Raw genomic sequence first — 16360 nt, forward strand, 5'->3', positions numbered from 1 at the left:
CCCATAAATAATCCCTCTGGTCACATACTCAGGAAACGTTCTATCGCAAGCCGACAAACTGCGGATTCGCCCGCACCGTGCCGAGCCGCACCGCTCGACGTTGACCGCTCGCCGTCGGATAGTCGGCTCGAACATGGATCACAACCGATCCGGCATACGCCAGGGGACCGGGGTGGTCCATCGCCACCGTCCAGACAAGACGGATGCCCTGGTGATCGGAACTTGCCGTGTAGACCCGATCGCCGGCGATCTCATCCGGCTCAACGCCGTCGTCGCGCATCACCGCATCGGGCAGACCATCCGCATCCCAATCTTCTGTGAGCAGCAGATTCCACGCCACCGCCCGCTTGACCTCCAGCTTGGACTCCACCAAGGCCAACGCACGTGTCCGTGTGATTCCTTCCCGAAGCCCGCGATCGGCCCACTCAAAAGTCGTCACGGCACCTAGCAACCCGATGGAAAGGATTACCATGGCGATCATGACCTCGATGAGGCTGAATCCCTTCTGGGCACGCATCGCAAGGGCGACCTGACGGAATGGCTTCAACCCGAATCGAACATCCTCCGTGCTCATGACAGAGCAACCCTCCCCGTGATGCTGACGGTGATCGTCCGGCGTTCCCCCGACTGGCCCAGGAGCACGATCGTGGTAGGAGAGGCGGAGCGCCCATTCGGATGAAACATGATCTGCGTGCCGCCGCTGAGCCGCTCGATTACCGTCCTCCTGCCGTTGTAGCGATATGTACGCAGCAGACGACCGGATCCGTTTGCCAGTTCTGTTCTCAGACTCGCATTCCCCGGATCGAACACCACTCGAACTCGCTCCCGACGCCCGATCGCCAGCTGACGAGCGAACCGCAGCTCCGTCGCGATCTCCGCGACCGCGGCTTTCTCCTGTTGTCGGGCGGCCAATGCCAGGAAACCTTCTCCTCCCCAGACGGTCACCACGCCGATGACGGCGATTACCACCAGCAGCTCCATGAGGCTGGTTCCCTCTTCCCGGATCAGGCGGTTCCGAAACGTTGCACTGGACCGTGTGTCTCTCATAATCGGAAGCGCTGCTTTGCGTTCGCGCGCCCTCGTCAGCCGCAGGGTTTTCCAAAAGCCGTGCCGCGGCTATCGGCACCCAAAACCGGCAGCAACATTCCCAAAGGCGAAATCGGTGACGCGCGGTTCTCCCGCACGGGAAGCGGGAAACGCGCGACGACCATTATGAGAGGCGTGCAGCGGGTAGGAATAATCTGACAGCGGACGGGGAGCCAACTGTCACGGTTCGGATACAGGGGGACGCCGGATTAGATACAGCTTGAACCGGTGATCACGGGATGACACACGTAGAGAAAACCGTCGGCGCAAGGGCCGCGGCGAGATCATTCCAGCGGAGCGACCAAGTTGAAATACCATTCGAGCAGTGGCTCATGGAAAAAGAGGGACAGAACGGCGCCAAGCGCCAAAAAGGGACCGAAAGGGATGTAGTCATCTCTCTTGATCACGTTGAGAGAGATCAACCCCATCCCTACGACAGACCCGACAGACGCACCGATCATGATCGTCAACAGGGTCGCTTTCCATCCCAGAAACGCGCCGATCATAGCCAGAAGCTTGATGTCGCCTCCCCCCATGCCTTCCTTCCCAAAAAGATAGGGGCTGACCCAAGCCAAGACCCACAGAAGTCCCCCGCCGACCAGCATACCCATAATTGAGTTGACCAATCCCACCGGCAGGATCGTGGACGCGCAGAGCAGACCGAGCAGCATGCCTGGAACAGTGATCACGTTGGGGATAATTTGGTGGGTGAAGTCAGTGCCGGTCACGACGAGTAGCGCGGAAAAGAGGACCGCGTACGCCGCCGACACCCATCCGGCACCGAAATGCCAGAAGATGACGCCGTATCCGACCGCATTCGCGGCTTCGATAAGCGGATAGCGGAATGAAATCGGTGCGCCGCAGGCCCGACACTTTCCTCTCAGCGCGAGGAAGCTCAGAATCGGGATATTATCATACCAGGCGATCGGCCGAGCGCATGCCGGGCAACGGGACGATGGCCAGACGATCGACTCCCTCCGCGGAAGCCGGTAAATGCATACGTTGAGGAAGCTGCCGATGAGCGCTCCGAAAAGACCGGTGATCACATACCCAGGGATCGAAACCATCGAGCCTATCCCGGTTTGTCTGCCTAAGCAGAGTCAGGCAAGAATGGTAATCTTAGCGACCACACCCAGAGCAAAACTTCTCAGACAGAAAATACTTGCATTTGCCCTAGCGATCCAGGTTATTTATACATTCAGCACCTTTTTCCGCGCCTGCGGTGCTTTGTGACCATGGAGACTTTTCCGGTCTTGCGATGAACCAGGAAGGAGAGCCTGATTTATGCCAAAGGTGAAAGTCAGCCCTCGAAGCCGTCCTCGGAAGGCCACGTTGGAGCTTGTTCCGCCCAGACGCAAGCGTCCGGAAGCCCTCACCAGCCGGGAGCAGGAAATTCTCGAGCTTATCTGGTCCGGGTTCAAGAACAAGGAAATTGCCCAACGATTGAAGATTAGCGTCAAAACCGTCGAAGCGCACCGGGCCAATATGATGAAGAAGGTCCGGGTGTCGAACACCGCGCAGTTGCTCAAGGCGGCGATTCAGGGAGGAATGATCAAGATCCGCTGACCGCAGCGACAACGGGATCGGCGCCTGATCGCTGCCGGACCACTTCAAAGAAGGTCACGGCCGCGGCGGCTGAGACATTGAGGGAGTTGACCCGGCCGTGCATGGGGATCCGTGCGCGGTCATCGCATTTCTCCAACACACCTGGGCGGATTCCTCTCCCTTCTCCTCCCAGCACCACCGCGATGGGTCGCCGAAAGTCGAGCGACGTGTAGGGCTTCGACGCTCTCGCGTCGAGGCCGTACACCCACAACCCGGAGGCCTGCAGATCCTCGATCAGACGCGATAGATTCTGCGCACGGCCGACTCTGACATGATCGAGCGCGCCAGCCGACGCTTTGGCCACCGCCCCCGTGAGCCCTGCCGAGCGTCGATCCGGCACAAAGACTCCGTGCACGCCCGCGGCGTCGGCCGACCGGAGCACTGCACCCAAGTTCTGCGGATCTTCCACGCCGTCTAGGATAACGACGAACGGCGGCTCCTTGCGCACGCGTGCGCACTCCAGGATCTCGTCCATTTCGGCATAGGCTTTGGCGGCGATTACGCCAATGACGCCCTGGTGCCGCCCCTCGCGCACCAGTCGATCCAACGCCGGTCGAGGTTCCACATGAATGGGGACGCGCTTAGCGCGGGCGAGCTGCGTGATCTCGGCGAACTGCCGATCGGTGCGAAGCACGAGGATCCGCTGGAACGGCCGAGCACCGGCGCGCAGCGCTTCCCGGACCGCATGCAGGCCGTAGATGACGTCGGTGGATTCACCGCTTCCAGCGAGTGGTGCCGTCCGGTCGGTCTTCCAGGATGATCCGCCTGGCCGCCAGCGATTTCCGGATTTCATCCGCCCTCACAAAATCTTTCTTTTTCCGCGCCTCGTTCCGTTCGGCGATCAAGCGTTCGATTTCCGCATCTTCCAGCGACGGACTCGAGGTTTCCCGCTCCGCCGCTGAAATCTCCCCTCGCGAGGCAAACTCCCACGCTTTGACCTCCAATTGGAACAAATTCAACACCCACCCCAAGGACCGAAACGCCGCACGGACCTGTGCGCGGTGCTCCCGGGACAGCCCCGTTTTCAGCAACTGGTTGACGGTGGAGCGGAACTGTTGAAAGCCCGCCAGCGCAGCCGGCGTATTGAAGTCATCGTCCATGGCTTCACGGAATGCGTGTTGAAGTGCATGCAGAGCCGGAGAGAGCCTGGCAGCCCCACCACCGTCAGCGGAGGGCGCTTCTTCGAGCCGAAGAAAGAGATCGTAGCACCCATCCAGTGCCCGCTTCGCTTCCTGCAGGGCCTGATCGGAAAAATCCAGCGGGCTGCGATAGTGGGTGGAAAGGAAAAAATACCGCAACACTTCCGCCGTGACCGGTTCCCGGTAACCCCATTTTTCGAAGACCTCCCGGATCGTGAAGAAGTTCCCGAGCGACTTGGACATCTTTTCTTGATTAACCTGTACAAACCCGTTGTGCACCCAGTAGCGTACAAACTCCTTGTCGGTGGCGGCACACGACTGGGCGATCTCATTTTCATGGTGGGGGAAGATCAGGTCCGCCCCCCCGCCGTGAATATCGAATGTCTCACCCAGGTGTTTCATCGACATCGCCGAGCATTCGATGTGCCACCCTGGCCGACCAGGGCCCCAGGGACTGTCCCATGACGGCTCGCCCGGCTTGGCGGCTTTCCAGAGGGCGAAATCCATCGGATGCCGCTTTCGCTCGTCCACCTCGACACGGGCGCCCGCCTGCATGTCCTCCAGCTTACGCTTGGACAGGACTCCATAGGCCGGAAATTTCTCCACCTGGAAATAGACGTCGCCGTTCACCCGATACGCAACGCCCTTTCGGATCAACGTTTGAATCAAGTCGATGATATCGGCCATGTGTTCCGTGGCCTTGGGCTCGACCGTCGCTCGGCCGATCCCCAAACGCCCCATGTCCCGATAGTAGGCGTCGATGTAGCGTGCTGTCACCGCCTGCCAGGGAATCCCGAGCTCGTTGGCGCGATGGATGATCTTGTCGTCCACGTCGGTAAAATTTTTTACGAAGGTGACAGAAAACCCGCAATGTTCCAGATATCGCCGGATCACATCGAACACAAGCGCGCTCCGGGCGTGCCCCAGATGGCATTCGTCGTAGACCGTGACGCCGCACACGTACATCCGCACCGAGGCCGGCGCGAGCGGCTCGAACGGTTCTTTCCGACCAGACAGGGTGTTATAGATCTTCAACACGATGGAGGTCCCGATTCCAGATCAACGCGGCGACGCCGCGGCCAATGCGACCATACAAAATAGGCGAGAACGAGCAGGAGAAGCAACCCAATCACGCCGTCGATCCGATGGAAGTGCTCGCGCAACTGGTCCCACCGCTCGCCCAGCTTCAGCCCGAGATAGGCCAAGGCGTAGCACCATGGCAAAGCGCCAACAAAGGTGAACACGACGAAACGGGTCACGTTCATGCGGGCCACGCCGGCCGGTAGCGAGATGAACGTCCGCACGACCGGCAACAGGCGGCTCAGCAACACCGCTGCTTCACCGTATCGGGCAAACCAGCGATCGGCCAGGTCGAGATCCTTTCGTGAAATGAGCAGATAGGGACCGTATCGCTCCACGAACGGCCGCCCGCCCCAGATGCCGACGTAGTACGCCCCAAGTGATCCCACGACGTTGCCGATGGCGCCGGCCAGCGTCACGCCAAGCATGGAAAACCGGCCGGTCGAGGTGAGGTACCCGGAAAACGGCATGATGATCTCGCTCGGCAGTGGAATGCAGGCGCTCTCGATCGCCATGGTCAGAAGGATACCGGCGTAGCCGAACTTCGAGATCGTCGCAATGATGAACTGGGTGAGTTCCGTGATGAGCTGTTCAAGCCATAAGATCAACATGCCCAGGTTACCGACGGCCTCGCGCGTGCCCCGCGGGCCGGATGCCTTCAATCAATTGCTCCCAACTCCGCAGTCGCTCCAGCACGCCGTAGTGCGTACTATCGAGATGGATCGGCGTGATCGAGACCATTCCTTGTCGGATCGCCTCGTGATCGGAATCCTTCTGCCGGTTCCAGGCGATGCGCGTGCCGGCAATCCAATAATATTTGCGCCCGTGCGGGTCGATTTTCTCGACGATCGGGTTCTCGAATCGCCGGCGGCTCAGACAGGTGACCCGCACCCCCTTGATGGCGTTCCGGGGACGGTCGGGAATGTTCACGTTAAGCATCGTCTCCTCCGGCAAACCGTGTTCGAGCGTCAACTGGGCGATCCGCTTGGCGTACCGCGCCCCAACCTCGAACCGGAATCGGTCGCCGCCCTCCTGCGACACCGCGATCGACGGAACCCCAAGAATGGTACCCTCCAACGCCGCCGAGACCGTTCCGGAATAGGTCACGTCGTCACCGAGATTGACACCCCTGTTGATTCCGGAGATCACCAGACCCGGCGGTTTCGGCAGCACCACCTTGACCGCCAGATTCACGCAATCGGTCGGTGTCCCGTTCACCGCAAAGATCCGATTGCCCAGCGGGGTCAGCCGGAGGGGCTTGTGCAGCGTCAGGGCGTGTCCGACCGCCGTTCGCTCCCGATCGGGAGCGACAACCCACACGGTACCGAGCGCCCGCATGGCTTCGGCCAAGGCATGCAGGCCAGGGGAGGCCACACCGTCGTCATTGGTCACCAGGATGTGCATGGATGGCGCAAAGCAATAAAAAAAGCTGCACGGGGCAGCTTCCGAGACGTTGATCCACCGGCACCATCGCGATGAGGCAACAAGTAACCGGTGGTTCAAACCATGTGTAGCATGTGTAGTGATCTGAAGAACGACAATTCAAACAATTCGGTTGAGGGCTCTAGCCGCTCACGGCAATTTCGGCAGCCTGATACAGGGCGAGCGGGCTCCTGCACGCTGCAATGGAATCCTGGAAATGTTTCTTGCGGCGCCATCGGATTACCAGCACCGCACTTCGTCAGTGCGGGATGGTCGGGGCGAGCCGATTTGAACGGCCGACCACTCGCACCCCAAACGAGTGCGCTACCGGGCTGCGCCACGCCCCGACCGTGCTTATTTCTGCTCGTTCTTCTCGATCGTCTGGGAACCGCTACCGTTCTCTGATCTCAGCGAAGACGATGCGCTCAGCCAGAGTGCGACTCCAGGATGCGCAGGATCGCTTGGAGGTCCCCTCGTACTCGCTGAGCTAACTCCCTCGGCCTGATCTGTTTGTGCGCATGACGGCCACGACGCGCCCAGTACCGCTTCACCCCGGCGATCGTATGGCCTTCTTCATACAGCATGCGCTTGATTTCCAAAATCGTTTCGATATCGCGTTGGACATATAGCCGTTGATTGCCTCGACTCTTCTTGGGCTTGAGAAAGCTGAATTCGGTTTCCCAAAACCGCAACACATAGGCCGGAAGTTTCGTGATTTGGCTGACTTCTCCGATCTTGTAGAAAACCTTGCTCCCCAGTCTGGGTTCATTCCCCATAACGACCCTCACGACTGGATCGCCGGCGTGTACGAAGAGATTTACGAATTGACGTACTTCTTGAACACCTGGCTGGGACGGAAAGTGACGACCCGGCGCGGCGTGATCCCGATCTCCTCCCCGGTGCGCGGATTACGACCTTTCCGTGCTCCCTTACTGCGGACCACGAAATTCCCGAACCCCGCAATCTTGACCGATTCTCCTTTTTGCAAGACCGACTTGAGCAGGTTCAGGATGAGTTCGACGATGTCTGCGGCCTCGTTCTTGGACACTCCCACCTGTTTGTAGATCTCATTGGCGATATCAGCCTTTCTCATGCCGTCCCTCCTGACAGCCTGCTTGCACACTCCTGCCGCATCGCTCCGGCGAATCCCTGAGCTTTAGTGAGATTTTTTCATAAATTACGTGAGGTTATCAGCCGTGTCAAGGAGTTTTCTCAGACCTGGATGAGGTACGCGGAATGTCGGTCCCGCGGGAGCGTTCCTTCTGAAGCAACTTGTATTCGATGCTGTCGGCCAAGGCCTGCCAACTCGCTTCCATAATATTGTCCGACACCCCGACTGTTCCCCATTTGTCTTTATGGTCGCCCGACTCAATCAGCACCCGCACTTTCGACTCGGTGCCTTTATTGGCCGTGAGGACACGAACCTTGTAATCCAGAAGCCTGACCTCACGAAGCTGGGGATAGAATTTCTCCAGTGCTTTGCGAAGCGCATGGTCCAGCGCGTTCACCGGGCCGGCCCCCACCGCAGCCGTGTGTTCGATCGCCTCGCCGACCTTGACCATCACGGTCGCCTCCGAGACCGGCGCGCCGTTTTCATCTTTCTTCTCCACGATGACCCGGAACCCAAGCAGATGGAACGACGGCGTGTGGGTGCCCATCGCTTTACGCATGAGCAGTTCGAAAGATCCCTCGGCTCCTTCAAACTGATAGCCTTGGCTCTCGCGCTCCTTAAGCGTATTGACCAATTCTTGCAGCTTCTGATGATCCTTGCTTAGCTTGATTCCATACGTCTCCACTTTCTCCAGCAGACCGCTGCGGCCAGCGTAATCGGAGACCAACATGCGCTGGCGGTTTCCAACCCGCTCGGGGATGACATGCTCGTAGGTGGCGGGATTCTTGAGAACCGCGTGGATGTGCACGCCGCCCTTGTGTGCGAAGGCCGAATCCCCGACATACGGTTGATGCTTGTTGGGCATGAGGTTCGCGATCTCGGTCACGAATCCGGACACCTGCTTGAGATGCGTGAGGCGTTCGCCAAGCACCGGCCGGCCCATCTTCAGCTCCAGATTCGGCACGATCGAGCAGAGATTGGCGTTGCCGCACCGTTCGCCAATGCCGTTGATCGTCCCCTGCACCTGAACGATGCCGGTTTCGACCGCCACCAGCGAGTTGGCGACGGCCATCTCGCAGTCATTGTGCGCGTGAATGCCCAGCGGCACGGCGAACTCCCGACGCACCGCCTCGCAGATCCTGCGGACCTCCCACGGCATGGTCCCGCCGTTCGTGTCGCACAGGATGATCCGCTCCGCTCCCGCGTCTACCGCCCTCCGCAGCGTCTCCAGCGCATAGTCCGGATGGGCCTTGTATCCGTCGAAAAAATGCTCCGCATCGTAGAAGACCCTCCGCCCTTTGGAACGGAGATAGTGGATGGAATCGCCGATGATCTCGAGATTTTTCGCCAAGGAAATCCCCAGTGCATCCGTCACGTGCAGGCCCCAGCTCTTGCCGAAAATCGTGATCGTCGACGTCTCCGAGGCGAGCAACGCCTGAATGTTGGGGTCCTTCTGAACCGGATTGCTGGCCTTGCGCGTCGAGCCGAAGGCGACGATCGTCGCATGCCGCAGCGGAATGGTCTTGATGATCCGGAAAAACTCGATGTCCTTGGGATTGGCGCCCGGCCACCCGCCTTCGATGTACTGCACGCCCAACTCGTCCAGCTTCTGCGCCACGCGGACCTTGTCCTCGACTGAGAAACTCACATCCTCGGCCTGTGCGCCATCGCGCAGGGTCGTGTCGTAGATCTCCAACGAAGGCGAGAGGCTGGCGGCGCAAGGCGCGGAGGCATCATGAAGAAGAACTTCTCTCTTCTCGCTTCTCGTCCCTCGCTTCGCGCCCTTTTGCTTGCGCATCATGATGGCACCCGATCCAATCCGAAGGCGGCATGCAGAGCCCGCATGGCGAGCTCGAGATATTTTTCATCGATCACGCAGGAGATTTTGATCTCCGAGGTGCTGATCATCATGATGTTCACGCCTTCCCGAGACAACACCTCAAACATCTTGGCCGCAACACCGGAATGCGACCGCATCCCCACACCCACGAGCGACACCTTGGCGATGGCCTCGGTCACAGCCACTGACTTGGCGTCGATCTCCTTCGCCACGCGCTGCACGAGGCTGACCGCTTTCCGCAGATCGGCCCGTGGCACGGTGAACGAAATGTCCGTCAGCGAAGCCTGGCTCACGTTTTGGATGATCATGTCGACCACGATATTGGCTTCCGCCACCGGCCCAAAAATGCGCGCCGCGATGCCCGGCTTGTCGGGGACTCCGACGATCGTGATCTTCGCCTGATTGCGATCGCCGGTGACCCCGGAGACCGCCACGCCTTCCATGTCCGCGTCTTCAGTCGTCACGAGCGTTCCCTTTCCTTCGGTAAAACTGGAACGAACCTCGATCGGCACCCCATACTTCGCGGCGAACTCGACCGACCGGCTTTGCAAAACCTTTGCGCCCAGGCTCGCCAGTTCCAGCATCTCTTCGTATGAGATCTTATCGATACGCCTGGCGGTCGGCACGATGTTCGGATCCGCTGTGTAGACGCCGTCAACATCGGTGAAGATAATGCACCGATCAGCTTTGAGCGCGGCGGCCAAAGCGACCGCCGTCAGATCCGATCCGCCCCGCCCCAGTGTGGTCACGTCGGACTGTTCATTGATCCCCTGAAACCCCGCCACGACCGGGATGACGCCTTCCGCCAGCGCGGTTCTGATCCGTTCGGCCGTCACCCGGGCGATACGGGCCTTGGTATGGGAGCTGTTAGTCAGAATCCCGACCTGCCGGCCGGTAAAGGATCTGGCGTTGAGCCCTCGTCCCCGCAGATCCATCGCCAACAGCGCGATCGTCACCCGTTCCCCGGTGGACAGGAGCATATCCAGCTCGCGCTCGTCCGGCGAGGGCGTGACTTCGTGCGCCAACCGGAGAAGCCGATCGGTTTCCCCGCTCATCGCAGAGAGGACCACGACGATCTGGTGTCCATCCCGGTGATCCCGGGCGACACGGTCGGCGACCCGATGGATCCGCTCGATGCTCCCGACCGACGTGCCGCCGTATTTTTGGACGATCAACGCCATGTCCCGTCTCTATCCGCGCGGGAACAGCTTGGTGATCAGCTTGGTGGCTTCCCGCAAAGGCGCGTCGCTCGATTTGGCATCCATTTCGCTGAATCGCCGCGAGCTGGGGGCAATCTTTTGCGCCGGCCCTTCTGCGAACACATACAGCGCCAGCGGGGACTGCATTTTGTTGTTCCCCGCCACTGCATGGTCCGAGACGAGCAACATTCGGTAGGCCCCCCATTGAGGGAGCCCACTCACCACGGTCCCCACAACGTGCTTGTCGAATTCCTCGATCACCCGCAGTTTGGCTTTGGGATCGCCACCGTACAGGATCTCGTCGGGCAACGCCACGTGCACATACACGAGGTCCCTGCAGGCCAGCTCGCGAAGCGTCGCTTCACCCACCGTCGTCAATGTGGGGCCGTCGGCTCCGCTTAAAACCACCGGTTCCACCGCCTCCAAACCGGCGCAGATCCCGATTCCCCGATGCAGGTCGCTGGAGGCGACGACGGCGCCCGTGACCCCGAAGCGTTCCGTCAAGCTCGGCCAAGCGTGCGGACGTCCAGGTCCCCACAACCATAAACAGTTGGCCGGCTTCAGCCCTGCTTCACGCCGATCGTCGTTGATGGGATGATCCCGGAGGATAATGAGGGCGGCCTCCATCAGCTTTCGCAAAATATCCGCTCCATCGCCGGTCGGCAAACACTCGGCGATCTGGCGCCCGACCGCTTGGCGTGGATCCACACACGAGGCGCGGGCCTTGCCTCCGACCCACACCATCAGATGCCGATGCCCAATGCCGGGATAAAACTGAATCGTCTCGGAACCGAGCTGCTCGTTGACCGCATCGATGAGCTCGCGCGCTTGCTCCGTGTCGATGTAGCCGGCGGTCGGGTCATCCAGGATCACATGCGGGCCGAACTTCTTGACATCCATCGTGGGTTTCCCCCCCTGGACAGCTTCCGTGCGCAACGTCACCATGGTGCAACGGAACACGACATCATGCTCGCCGACGGCCACGCCGAGACTGGCCGCCTCCAGCGGCGCCGGCCCGGGGTAGTATTTGCGCGGGTCATAGCCGAGGATCGACACACCTGTCACATCACTGCCTGCCAGCGTCCCGTCGGACGGAACAGCCGCCAGTCCCAATTCTCCCTCCCGAACCAACCGGTCCATGTTCGGAGTGGAGGCCGCCTGGAGCGGGGTTTTCCCGCCCAGTTCCCGGTAGGGCTCGTCATTCATTCCGCTTGCGTGGAGAATCACGTATTTCATGGCACATCCGTCGAGCTAGACCTTCAAGAGACGGGCTACGTCCTCGCGGCTGGCTTTCACCGTCAGCGGTTGCCTGGATACGCTGATCGCTGTATCAGCGTCTTTCAACCCGTGGCCGGTCAACGTACACACCACCGTGTCGCCTTCCCGCAACGCGCCAACCCGGCTCAGCTTGATGACACCGGCCACCGAAGCAGCCGAAGCCGGTTCGCAAAAGACGCCCGCTTCCGCCGCAATCAGCGTATAGGCGTGCAGGATTTCCTCATCGGTGACCATGTCGATCAGCCCGAAGGATTCTCGCACCGCCTCGAGCGCCGCAGTCCAACTGGCCGGATTGCCGATCCGTATGGCGGTCGCAATCGTCTGTGGCTCCTCCACCACCCGGCCGAGTACGATCGGCGCGGCTCCCGCCGCTTGAAACCCGATCATGCGCGGGAGACGGGTGCATTGGTTGGCTGCGCGATACTCCTTGTAGCCGCGCCAATAGGCGGTGATGTTGCCGGCGTTGCCCACCGGTAAGACATGGACGCTCGGCGCATCGCCGAGTTGGTCGCAGACCTCCATCGCGGCTGTTTTCTGCCCCTCGATTCGAAAAGGATTGATCGAGTTCACCAGCTCGATTTTATAGGCGGCGGCCAGTTCTTTGACGATGGCCAGCGCCTGGTCGAAATTGCCTTCGATCTGAATCACCGTTGCCTGATGCATCATGGCTTGAGAGAGCTTGCCGAGCGCGATCTTGCCAGCCGGAATCAAAACGTAAACTGCCAAGCCCGCGCAAGCACCGTAGGCGGCGGCCGAGGCCGAGGTGTTGCCTGTGGAGGCGCAGATCACCGCCTGGGCTCCGGCCTCCATGGCCTTGGAGATCGCCATCGTCATCCCGCGGTCTTTGAACGACCCGGTCGGATTGGCCCCTTCGAACTTCAGATACAGTTCGACGCCGGGCGCGACCTTTTTCCCCAAGCGCACGGCATGGATGAGGGGCGTATTGCCCTCGCCCAAGGTCACCACCGGCGTCTGCTCGGACACCGGGAGGAATTTGCGATACTCGTTGATGACGCCGCGCCAGCGTGTCATGGGAAAGACAGCCGGTCAGTGACCGCATCGGACCCGGCGGGGCGCATGCCTCATTCGTCCTGCCCCTCGACGCGGATCAAGGTGGTGGGTTGGGAGATGAACGCCATCTGATCGATCTCGCGGAGGGCGGCCTGCACATCTCGCTCGGTCGCCGTGTGCGTCATGATCACGACCGGCACCGTTTGCCCCTCCTTGCGGCCCTGCTGCAGCACGGATGAAATGCTGATGCCATACCGTCCCAGGACTCCTGAAATCTGCGATAAGACTCCGGGCTTGTCGAGCACCATAAATCGCATGTAGTACAAGGAGCGGATTTCATCGATCGGACGGACTCGGAGCGGCCGGCGCTGATCCTGCCGGAAAGACGCCGGAGGCACCCGGCCGGCTGCGCCCACGAGCAGATTGCGGGCGATCGCGACAACGTCGCTCACGACCGCGCTGCCGGTCGGCAATGATCCGGCGCCCTGGCCGTAGAGGACGACATCGCCGACTGCATCCCCGATCAATTGGATCGCATTGTAGACTCCGTCCACCTGCGCGATAGGGGAAGTCGAAGGGATCATCGTCGGATGAACGCGAGCCTCGATCTCCCCGTCCAAAAATTTCGCGATGGCGAGCAGCTTGATCGCAAACCCGAACTCCTTCGCATAGGTGATATCCAGCGGCGTCAGCTTGGTGATGCCTTCTGTATAGATATCCTTGAAGTTGACCGGCGTCCCATAGGCTAGGCTGACCATAATGGCCAGCTTGTGTGCTGAGTCGATACCGGCTACATCGAACGTCGGGTTCGCCTCGGCATAGCCAGCCCGCTTGGCTTCTTCAAGCACCTCGGTGAAGCCGTGTCCCTCCTTGGTCATGCGGCTCAGAATGTAATTGGACGTCCCGTTGATGATGCCGTAGACCGAGAGAATCGTATCGGCGGCCAGGCCTTCGACCAACGCGCGGATGACCGGGATTCCTCCGCCGACACTGGCTTCAAAACCCAGATCGACCCGGTGCCTGACCGCGGCCTCGAAAATCTCCTCGCCGTGGACGGCTAGCAAGGCCTTGTTCGCCGTGACCACCGCCTTACCCTTCGCCATCGCATCGAGGATCACTCGCTTGGCCGCATCAGAGCCTCCGATCAATTCGATGACGATGTCGACCGCGGGATCGTCGATGACCCGTTTCGCGTCGGTCGTCAGCACGCCGTCCGGCAACGCGACACCGCGGTCCCGCGTGATGTCGAGATCCGCGACGCGCACCAATTCGATCGGCACGCCGACCCGCCGCCGGATGAGAGCGGCGTGCCCCATGAGGATCTTGACCACTCCCGTTCCGACCGTGCCGAATCCGATCAGGCCGACCCCGATACGCGACCTCATTACCCGTTTCCATTCAATTTCAACGCCTTGCGGATCCCCCTGATCGCCTGCCTGGTCCGGTGCTCGTTCTCCACGAGTGCGAACCGTACGTAGTCATCTCCGCCCTCGCCGAAACCGATGCCGGGTGACACGGCGACCTTTGCGTCTTTCAGGAGGAGCTTGGAAAATTCCAGCGACCCCATGCCCCGGTACGGTTGCGGGATCCTAGCCCAGACGAACATCGTCGCGCGCGGCTTGTCGACCGGCCATCCGATCCGGTTCAGACCGCCCACCAGAACGTTCCGCCGCTTCTGATACAACTGCACCGTCTCCTTCACGCAATCCTGCGGTCCGTTCAACGCGATGATGCTGGCAATCTGGATCGGCTGGAAGATGCCGTAATCCAGATAGCTCTTGATCTTGGCCAGCGCCCCTACCACCTCGCGATTGCCGACGCAAAATCCGACACGCCATCCCGGCATGTTGTAGCTTTTCGACAGCGTGTAGAACTCCACGCCGATATCCTTGGCTTCCGGCACCTGCAGCAGGCTAGGCGCCTTATAGCCGTCGAAGACGATGTCGGCGTAGGCCAAATCGTGGATCACAACGACGTTGTGCTCTTTGGCAAAGGCCACTACTTTCTTGAAAAATTCCAGGTCAACCACCGCCGTCGTGGGATTGTGCGGAAAATTAATCACAAGGATACGGGGACGGGGAAACGTCTGCCGATAGACCCGAATCAAGTCTTCAAAAAAATCGCTGTCTTGCCGCAGTTCAATCCCCCGCACCTCGCCGCCCGCAATGACAAAGCTATACATATGAATTGGATAGGTCGGCGTGGGCGTGAGGACCACATCGCCGGGCCCGATCATCGCCAGGGCGAGGTGGGCGAGACCCTCCTTCGAACCAATGGTCACGATCGCCTCGGTTTCGGGATCAAGGTCGACGTTGTAGTTGCGCTTGTACCAGCCGGTGATCGCATGGCGCAGTTTGGTGATGCCGCGCGAGGCGGAATACCGGTGGTTCTTGGCCTTCTTGGCCGTCTCGATCAGTTTCTCGACGATGTGGCTCGGCGTCGGCTGGTCCGGATTCCCCATGCCGAAGTCGATGATATCTTCGCCCCTGCGACGGGCTTCCAGCTTCAGGGCCTGAACCTGCGCGAACACGTAAGGGGGAAGCCGCTTGATCCGGTAGAATCCCTCCAGCACGAACACTCCTTCGCCAGACGCAGGCCGGGGACGGGTTGACAGGATAGGCTGTCCTGGTCCCAAAGGTGGCCTATTCTAATCGACCGGGGCGATTTCAGTCAATTTTCGCCGATACTTGCAGGTTGTCGTTGGGTCGGCGAGCAGACTCCGGCCGCGCGCCGCTGGGACCGACGGGCTGGTTCTTGCTCGCCTCTGAGGTTTCTGTAATAATGCGCTTCACCTTGCGCAAGCTCGCAATGAGTTTCCGCACGACGCATCGCGCGCCCAGCGCAGGAACGACGCCATGGCGAGACTCGGTGTCAACATCGATCATGTGGCGACCCTCCGACAAGCACGGGGCGGTATCGAGCCGGACCCCATCGCCGCGGCGGTGCTGGTGGAACTGGCCGGCGCCGACGGGCTCGTCGTACACCTGCGGGAGGACCGCCGCCATATCCAGGATCGCGACTTGACCCGGCTCCGAGAGATCGTCCAGACCAAGCTGGACCTGGAAATCGCGGCCGATGAGTCCATGGCCAAAATGGCGCTCAGCGTCAAGCCGCACCTGGTCACCCTGGTCCCGGAACGGCGCCAGGAGTTGACTACCGAAGGAGGCCTGGATGTGGACGGCCAGCGGGACAAAATCCAAAAAATCGTCGAGTTGCTCCACGATGGGGGCATTCCGGTGAGCCTGTTCATCGAGCCGGACCTCGTGCAAGTCAAGGCCGCGCACAAGGTGGCGGCCGATTACGTGGAATTGCATACCGGCCGCTATGCCAACGCGAAGCGCGCGAAAGAGGAGCAACTCGAAGTCGAAGCACTGTCACAAGCCGCCAAGTTGGCCTACAAGCTCGGGATGGGAGTCAATGCCGGCCACGGGCTGAATTACCGGAACGTGAAGCGGCTGACCCATATCCAGGAGATCGTCGAATACAACATCGGCCACAGCATCATTGCCCGAGCCGTTCTGGTCGGACTCGAACGGGCGGTGCGCGAGATGAAACAGCTCCTCTCGTAACCCGGCGAATCGCTCCGCGC

17 protein-coding genes and 1 tRNA gene are annotated in these 16360 nt (G+C 60.5%); 2 read left to right on the forward strand and 16 right to left on the reverse strand.

What is annotated here, in order from left to right; genetic code table 11:
* Window positions 1-40: 40 nt before the first annotated feature.
* From ACWHTU_RS17360 to ACWHTU_RS17370, 3 genes are all read right to left on the reverse strand, one after another.
* Window positions 41-574, reverse strand: a complete 534-nt coding sequence (locus ACWHTU_RS17360; protein ID WP_447860667.1) for a type IV pilus modification PilV family protein — start codon at window positions 572-574, stop codon at window positions 41-43.
* Window positions 571-1047, reverse strand: coding sequence for a GspH/FimT family pseudopilin (locus tag ACWHTU_RS17365; protein WP_447860668.1), 477 nt, complete (start codon window positions 1045-1047; stop codon window positions 571-573). The genes ACWHTU_RS17360 and ACWHTU_RS17365 overlap by 4 nt, the downstream gene beginning before the upstream one ends.
* A 323-nt stretch (window positions 1048-1370) precedes the next feature.
* Window positions 1371-2153 (reverse strand): prepilin peptidase, encoded by a 783-nt coding sequence (locus ACWHTU_RS17370; protein ID WP_447860669.1) that lies wholly within the window; start codon window positions 2151-2153, stop codon window positions 1371-1373.
* Window positions 2154-2370: 217 nt separating this feature from the next.
* Here ACWHTU_RS17370 and ACWHTU_RS17375 point away from each other — a divergent pair, with 217 nt between their 5' ends.
* On the forward strand, window positions 2371-2652 hold the full coding sequence (locus ACWHTU_RS17375) for a LuxR C-terminal-related transcriptional regulator (RefSeq protein WP_447860670.1): 282 nt from the start codon (window positions 2371-2373) through the stop codon (window positions 2650-2652).
* On the opposite strand, the gene rlmB is transcribed toward ACWHTU_RS17375, so the two are convergent.
* The 13 genes from rlmB to alaC form a co-directional block, all read right to left on the reverse strand.
* Window positions 2639-3484: a 23S rRNA (guanosine(2251)-2'-O)-methyltransferase RlmB gene (gene rlmB, locus ACWHTU_RS17380; protein WP_447860671.1), complete on the reverse strand. Its 846-nt coding sequence runs from the start codon at window positions 3482-3484 to the stop codon at window positions 2639-2641. The two genes, ACWHTU_RS17375 and rlmB, sit on opposite strands and share 14 nt — an antisense overlap.
* Window positions 3405-4871: a cysteine--tRNA ligase gene (gene cysS, locus ACWHTU_RS17385; protein WP_447863389.1), complete on the reverse strand. Its 1467-nt coding sequence runs from the start codon at window positions 4869-4871 to the stop codon at window positions 3405-3407. The genes rlmB and cysS overlap by 80 nt, the downstream gene beginning before the upstream one ends.
* Window positions 4862-5521 (reverse strand): DedA family protein, encoded by a 660-nt coding sequence (locus ACWHTU_RS17390; protein ID WP_447863390.1) that lies wholly within the window; start codon window positions 5519-5521, stop codon window positions 4862-4864. Before ACWHTU_RS17390 ends, cysS begins: the two co-directional genes overlap by 10 nt.
* Before the next feature lie 7 nt (window positions 5522-5528).
* The gene (surE, locus tag ACWHTU_RS17395) at window positions 5529-6314 is read right to left on the reverse strand and encodes a 5'/3'-nucleotidase SurE (RefSeq protein ID WP_447860672.1); all 786 of its coding nucleotides are present in this window, start codon (window positions 6312-6314) and stop codon (window positions 5529-5531) included.
* A gap of 288 nt (window positions 6315-6602) precedes the next feature.
* Window positions 6603-6679, reverse strand: a tRNA-Pro gene (locus ACWHTU_RS17400).
* A 78-nt stretch (window positions 6680-6757) separates the two neighbouring features.
* Window positions 6758-7108, reverse strand: a complete 351-nt coding sequence (locus ACWHTU_RS17405) for a MerR family transcriptional regulator (RefSeq protein ID WP_447860673.1) — start codon at window positions 7106-7108, stop codon at window positions 6758-6760.
* Between the two features lie 41 nt (window positions 7109-7149).
* Entirely contained in the window at window positions 7150-7425 is a 276-nt protein-coding gene (locus tag ACWHTU_RS17410; protein ID WP_447860674.1) for an integration host factor subunit alpha, read from the reverse strand.
* Between the two features lie 106 nt (window positions 7426-7531).
* Window positions 7532-9244, reverse strand: a complete 1713-nt coding sequence (gene cimA, locus ACWHTU_RS17415; protein WP_447860675.1) for a citramalate synthase — start codon at window positions 9242-9244, stop codon at window positions 7532-7534.
* A complete protein-coding gene (locus ACWHTU_RS17420; RefSeq protein ID WP_447860676.1) occupies window positions 9241-10464 on the reverse strand; it encodes an aspartate kinase in 1224 nt (407 codons plus the stop codon). Before ACWHTU_RS17420 ends, cimA begins: the two co-directional genes overlap by 4 nt.
* Before the next feature lie 9 nt (window positions 10465-10473).
* The gene (gene apgM / locus ACWHTU_RS17425; RefSeq protein ID WP_447860677.1) at window positions 10474-11718 is read right to left on the reverse strand and encodes a 2,3-bisphosphoglycerate-independent phosphoglycerate mutase; all 1245 of its coding nucleotides are present in this window, start codon (window positions 11716-11718) and stop codon (window positions 10474-10476) included.
* Between the two features lie 15 nt (window positions 11719-11733).
* On the reverse strand, window positions 11734-12792 hold the full coding sequence (thrC, locus tag ACWHTU_RS17430; protein WP_447860678.1) for a threonine synthase: 1059 nt from the start codon (window positions 12790-12792) through the stop codon (window positions 11734-11736).
* 50 nt (window positions 12793-12842) lie between these two features.
* The gene (locus ACWHTU_RS17435) at window positions 12843-14156 is read right to left on the reverse strand and encodes a homoserine dehydrogenase (RefSeq protein ID WP_447860679.1); all 1314 of its coding nucleotides are present in this window, start codon (window positions 14154-14156) and stop codon (window positions 12843-12845) included.
* Window positions 14156-15340: an alanine transaminase gene (gene alaC, locus ACWHTU_RS17440; RefSeq protein ID WP_447863391.1), complete on the reverse strand. Its 1185-nt coding sequence runs from the start codon at window positions 15338-15340 to the stop codon at window positions 14156-14158. The genes ACWHTU_RS17435 and alaC overlap by 1 nt, the downstream gene beginning before the upstream one ends.
* Window positions 15341-15626: 286 nt before the next feature.
* Here alaC and ACWHTU_RS17445 point away from each other — a divergent pair, with 286 nt between their 5' ends.
* Window positions 15627-16340 carry a pyridoxine 5'-phosphate synthase gene (locus ACWHTU_RS17445; protein WP_447860680.1) on the forward strand — a complete coding sequence of 238 codons (714 nt, stop codon included), beginning with the start codon at window positions 15627-15629 and terminating at the stop codon, window positions 16338-16340.
* Window positions 16341-16360: the final 20 nt, after the last annotated feature.

The sequence above is a fragment of the Nitrospira calida genome (assembly GCF_976986435.1).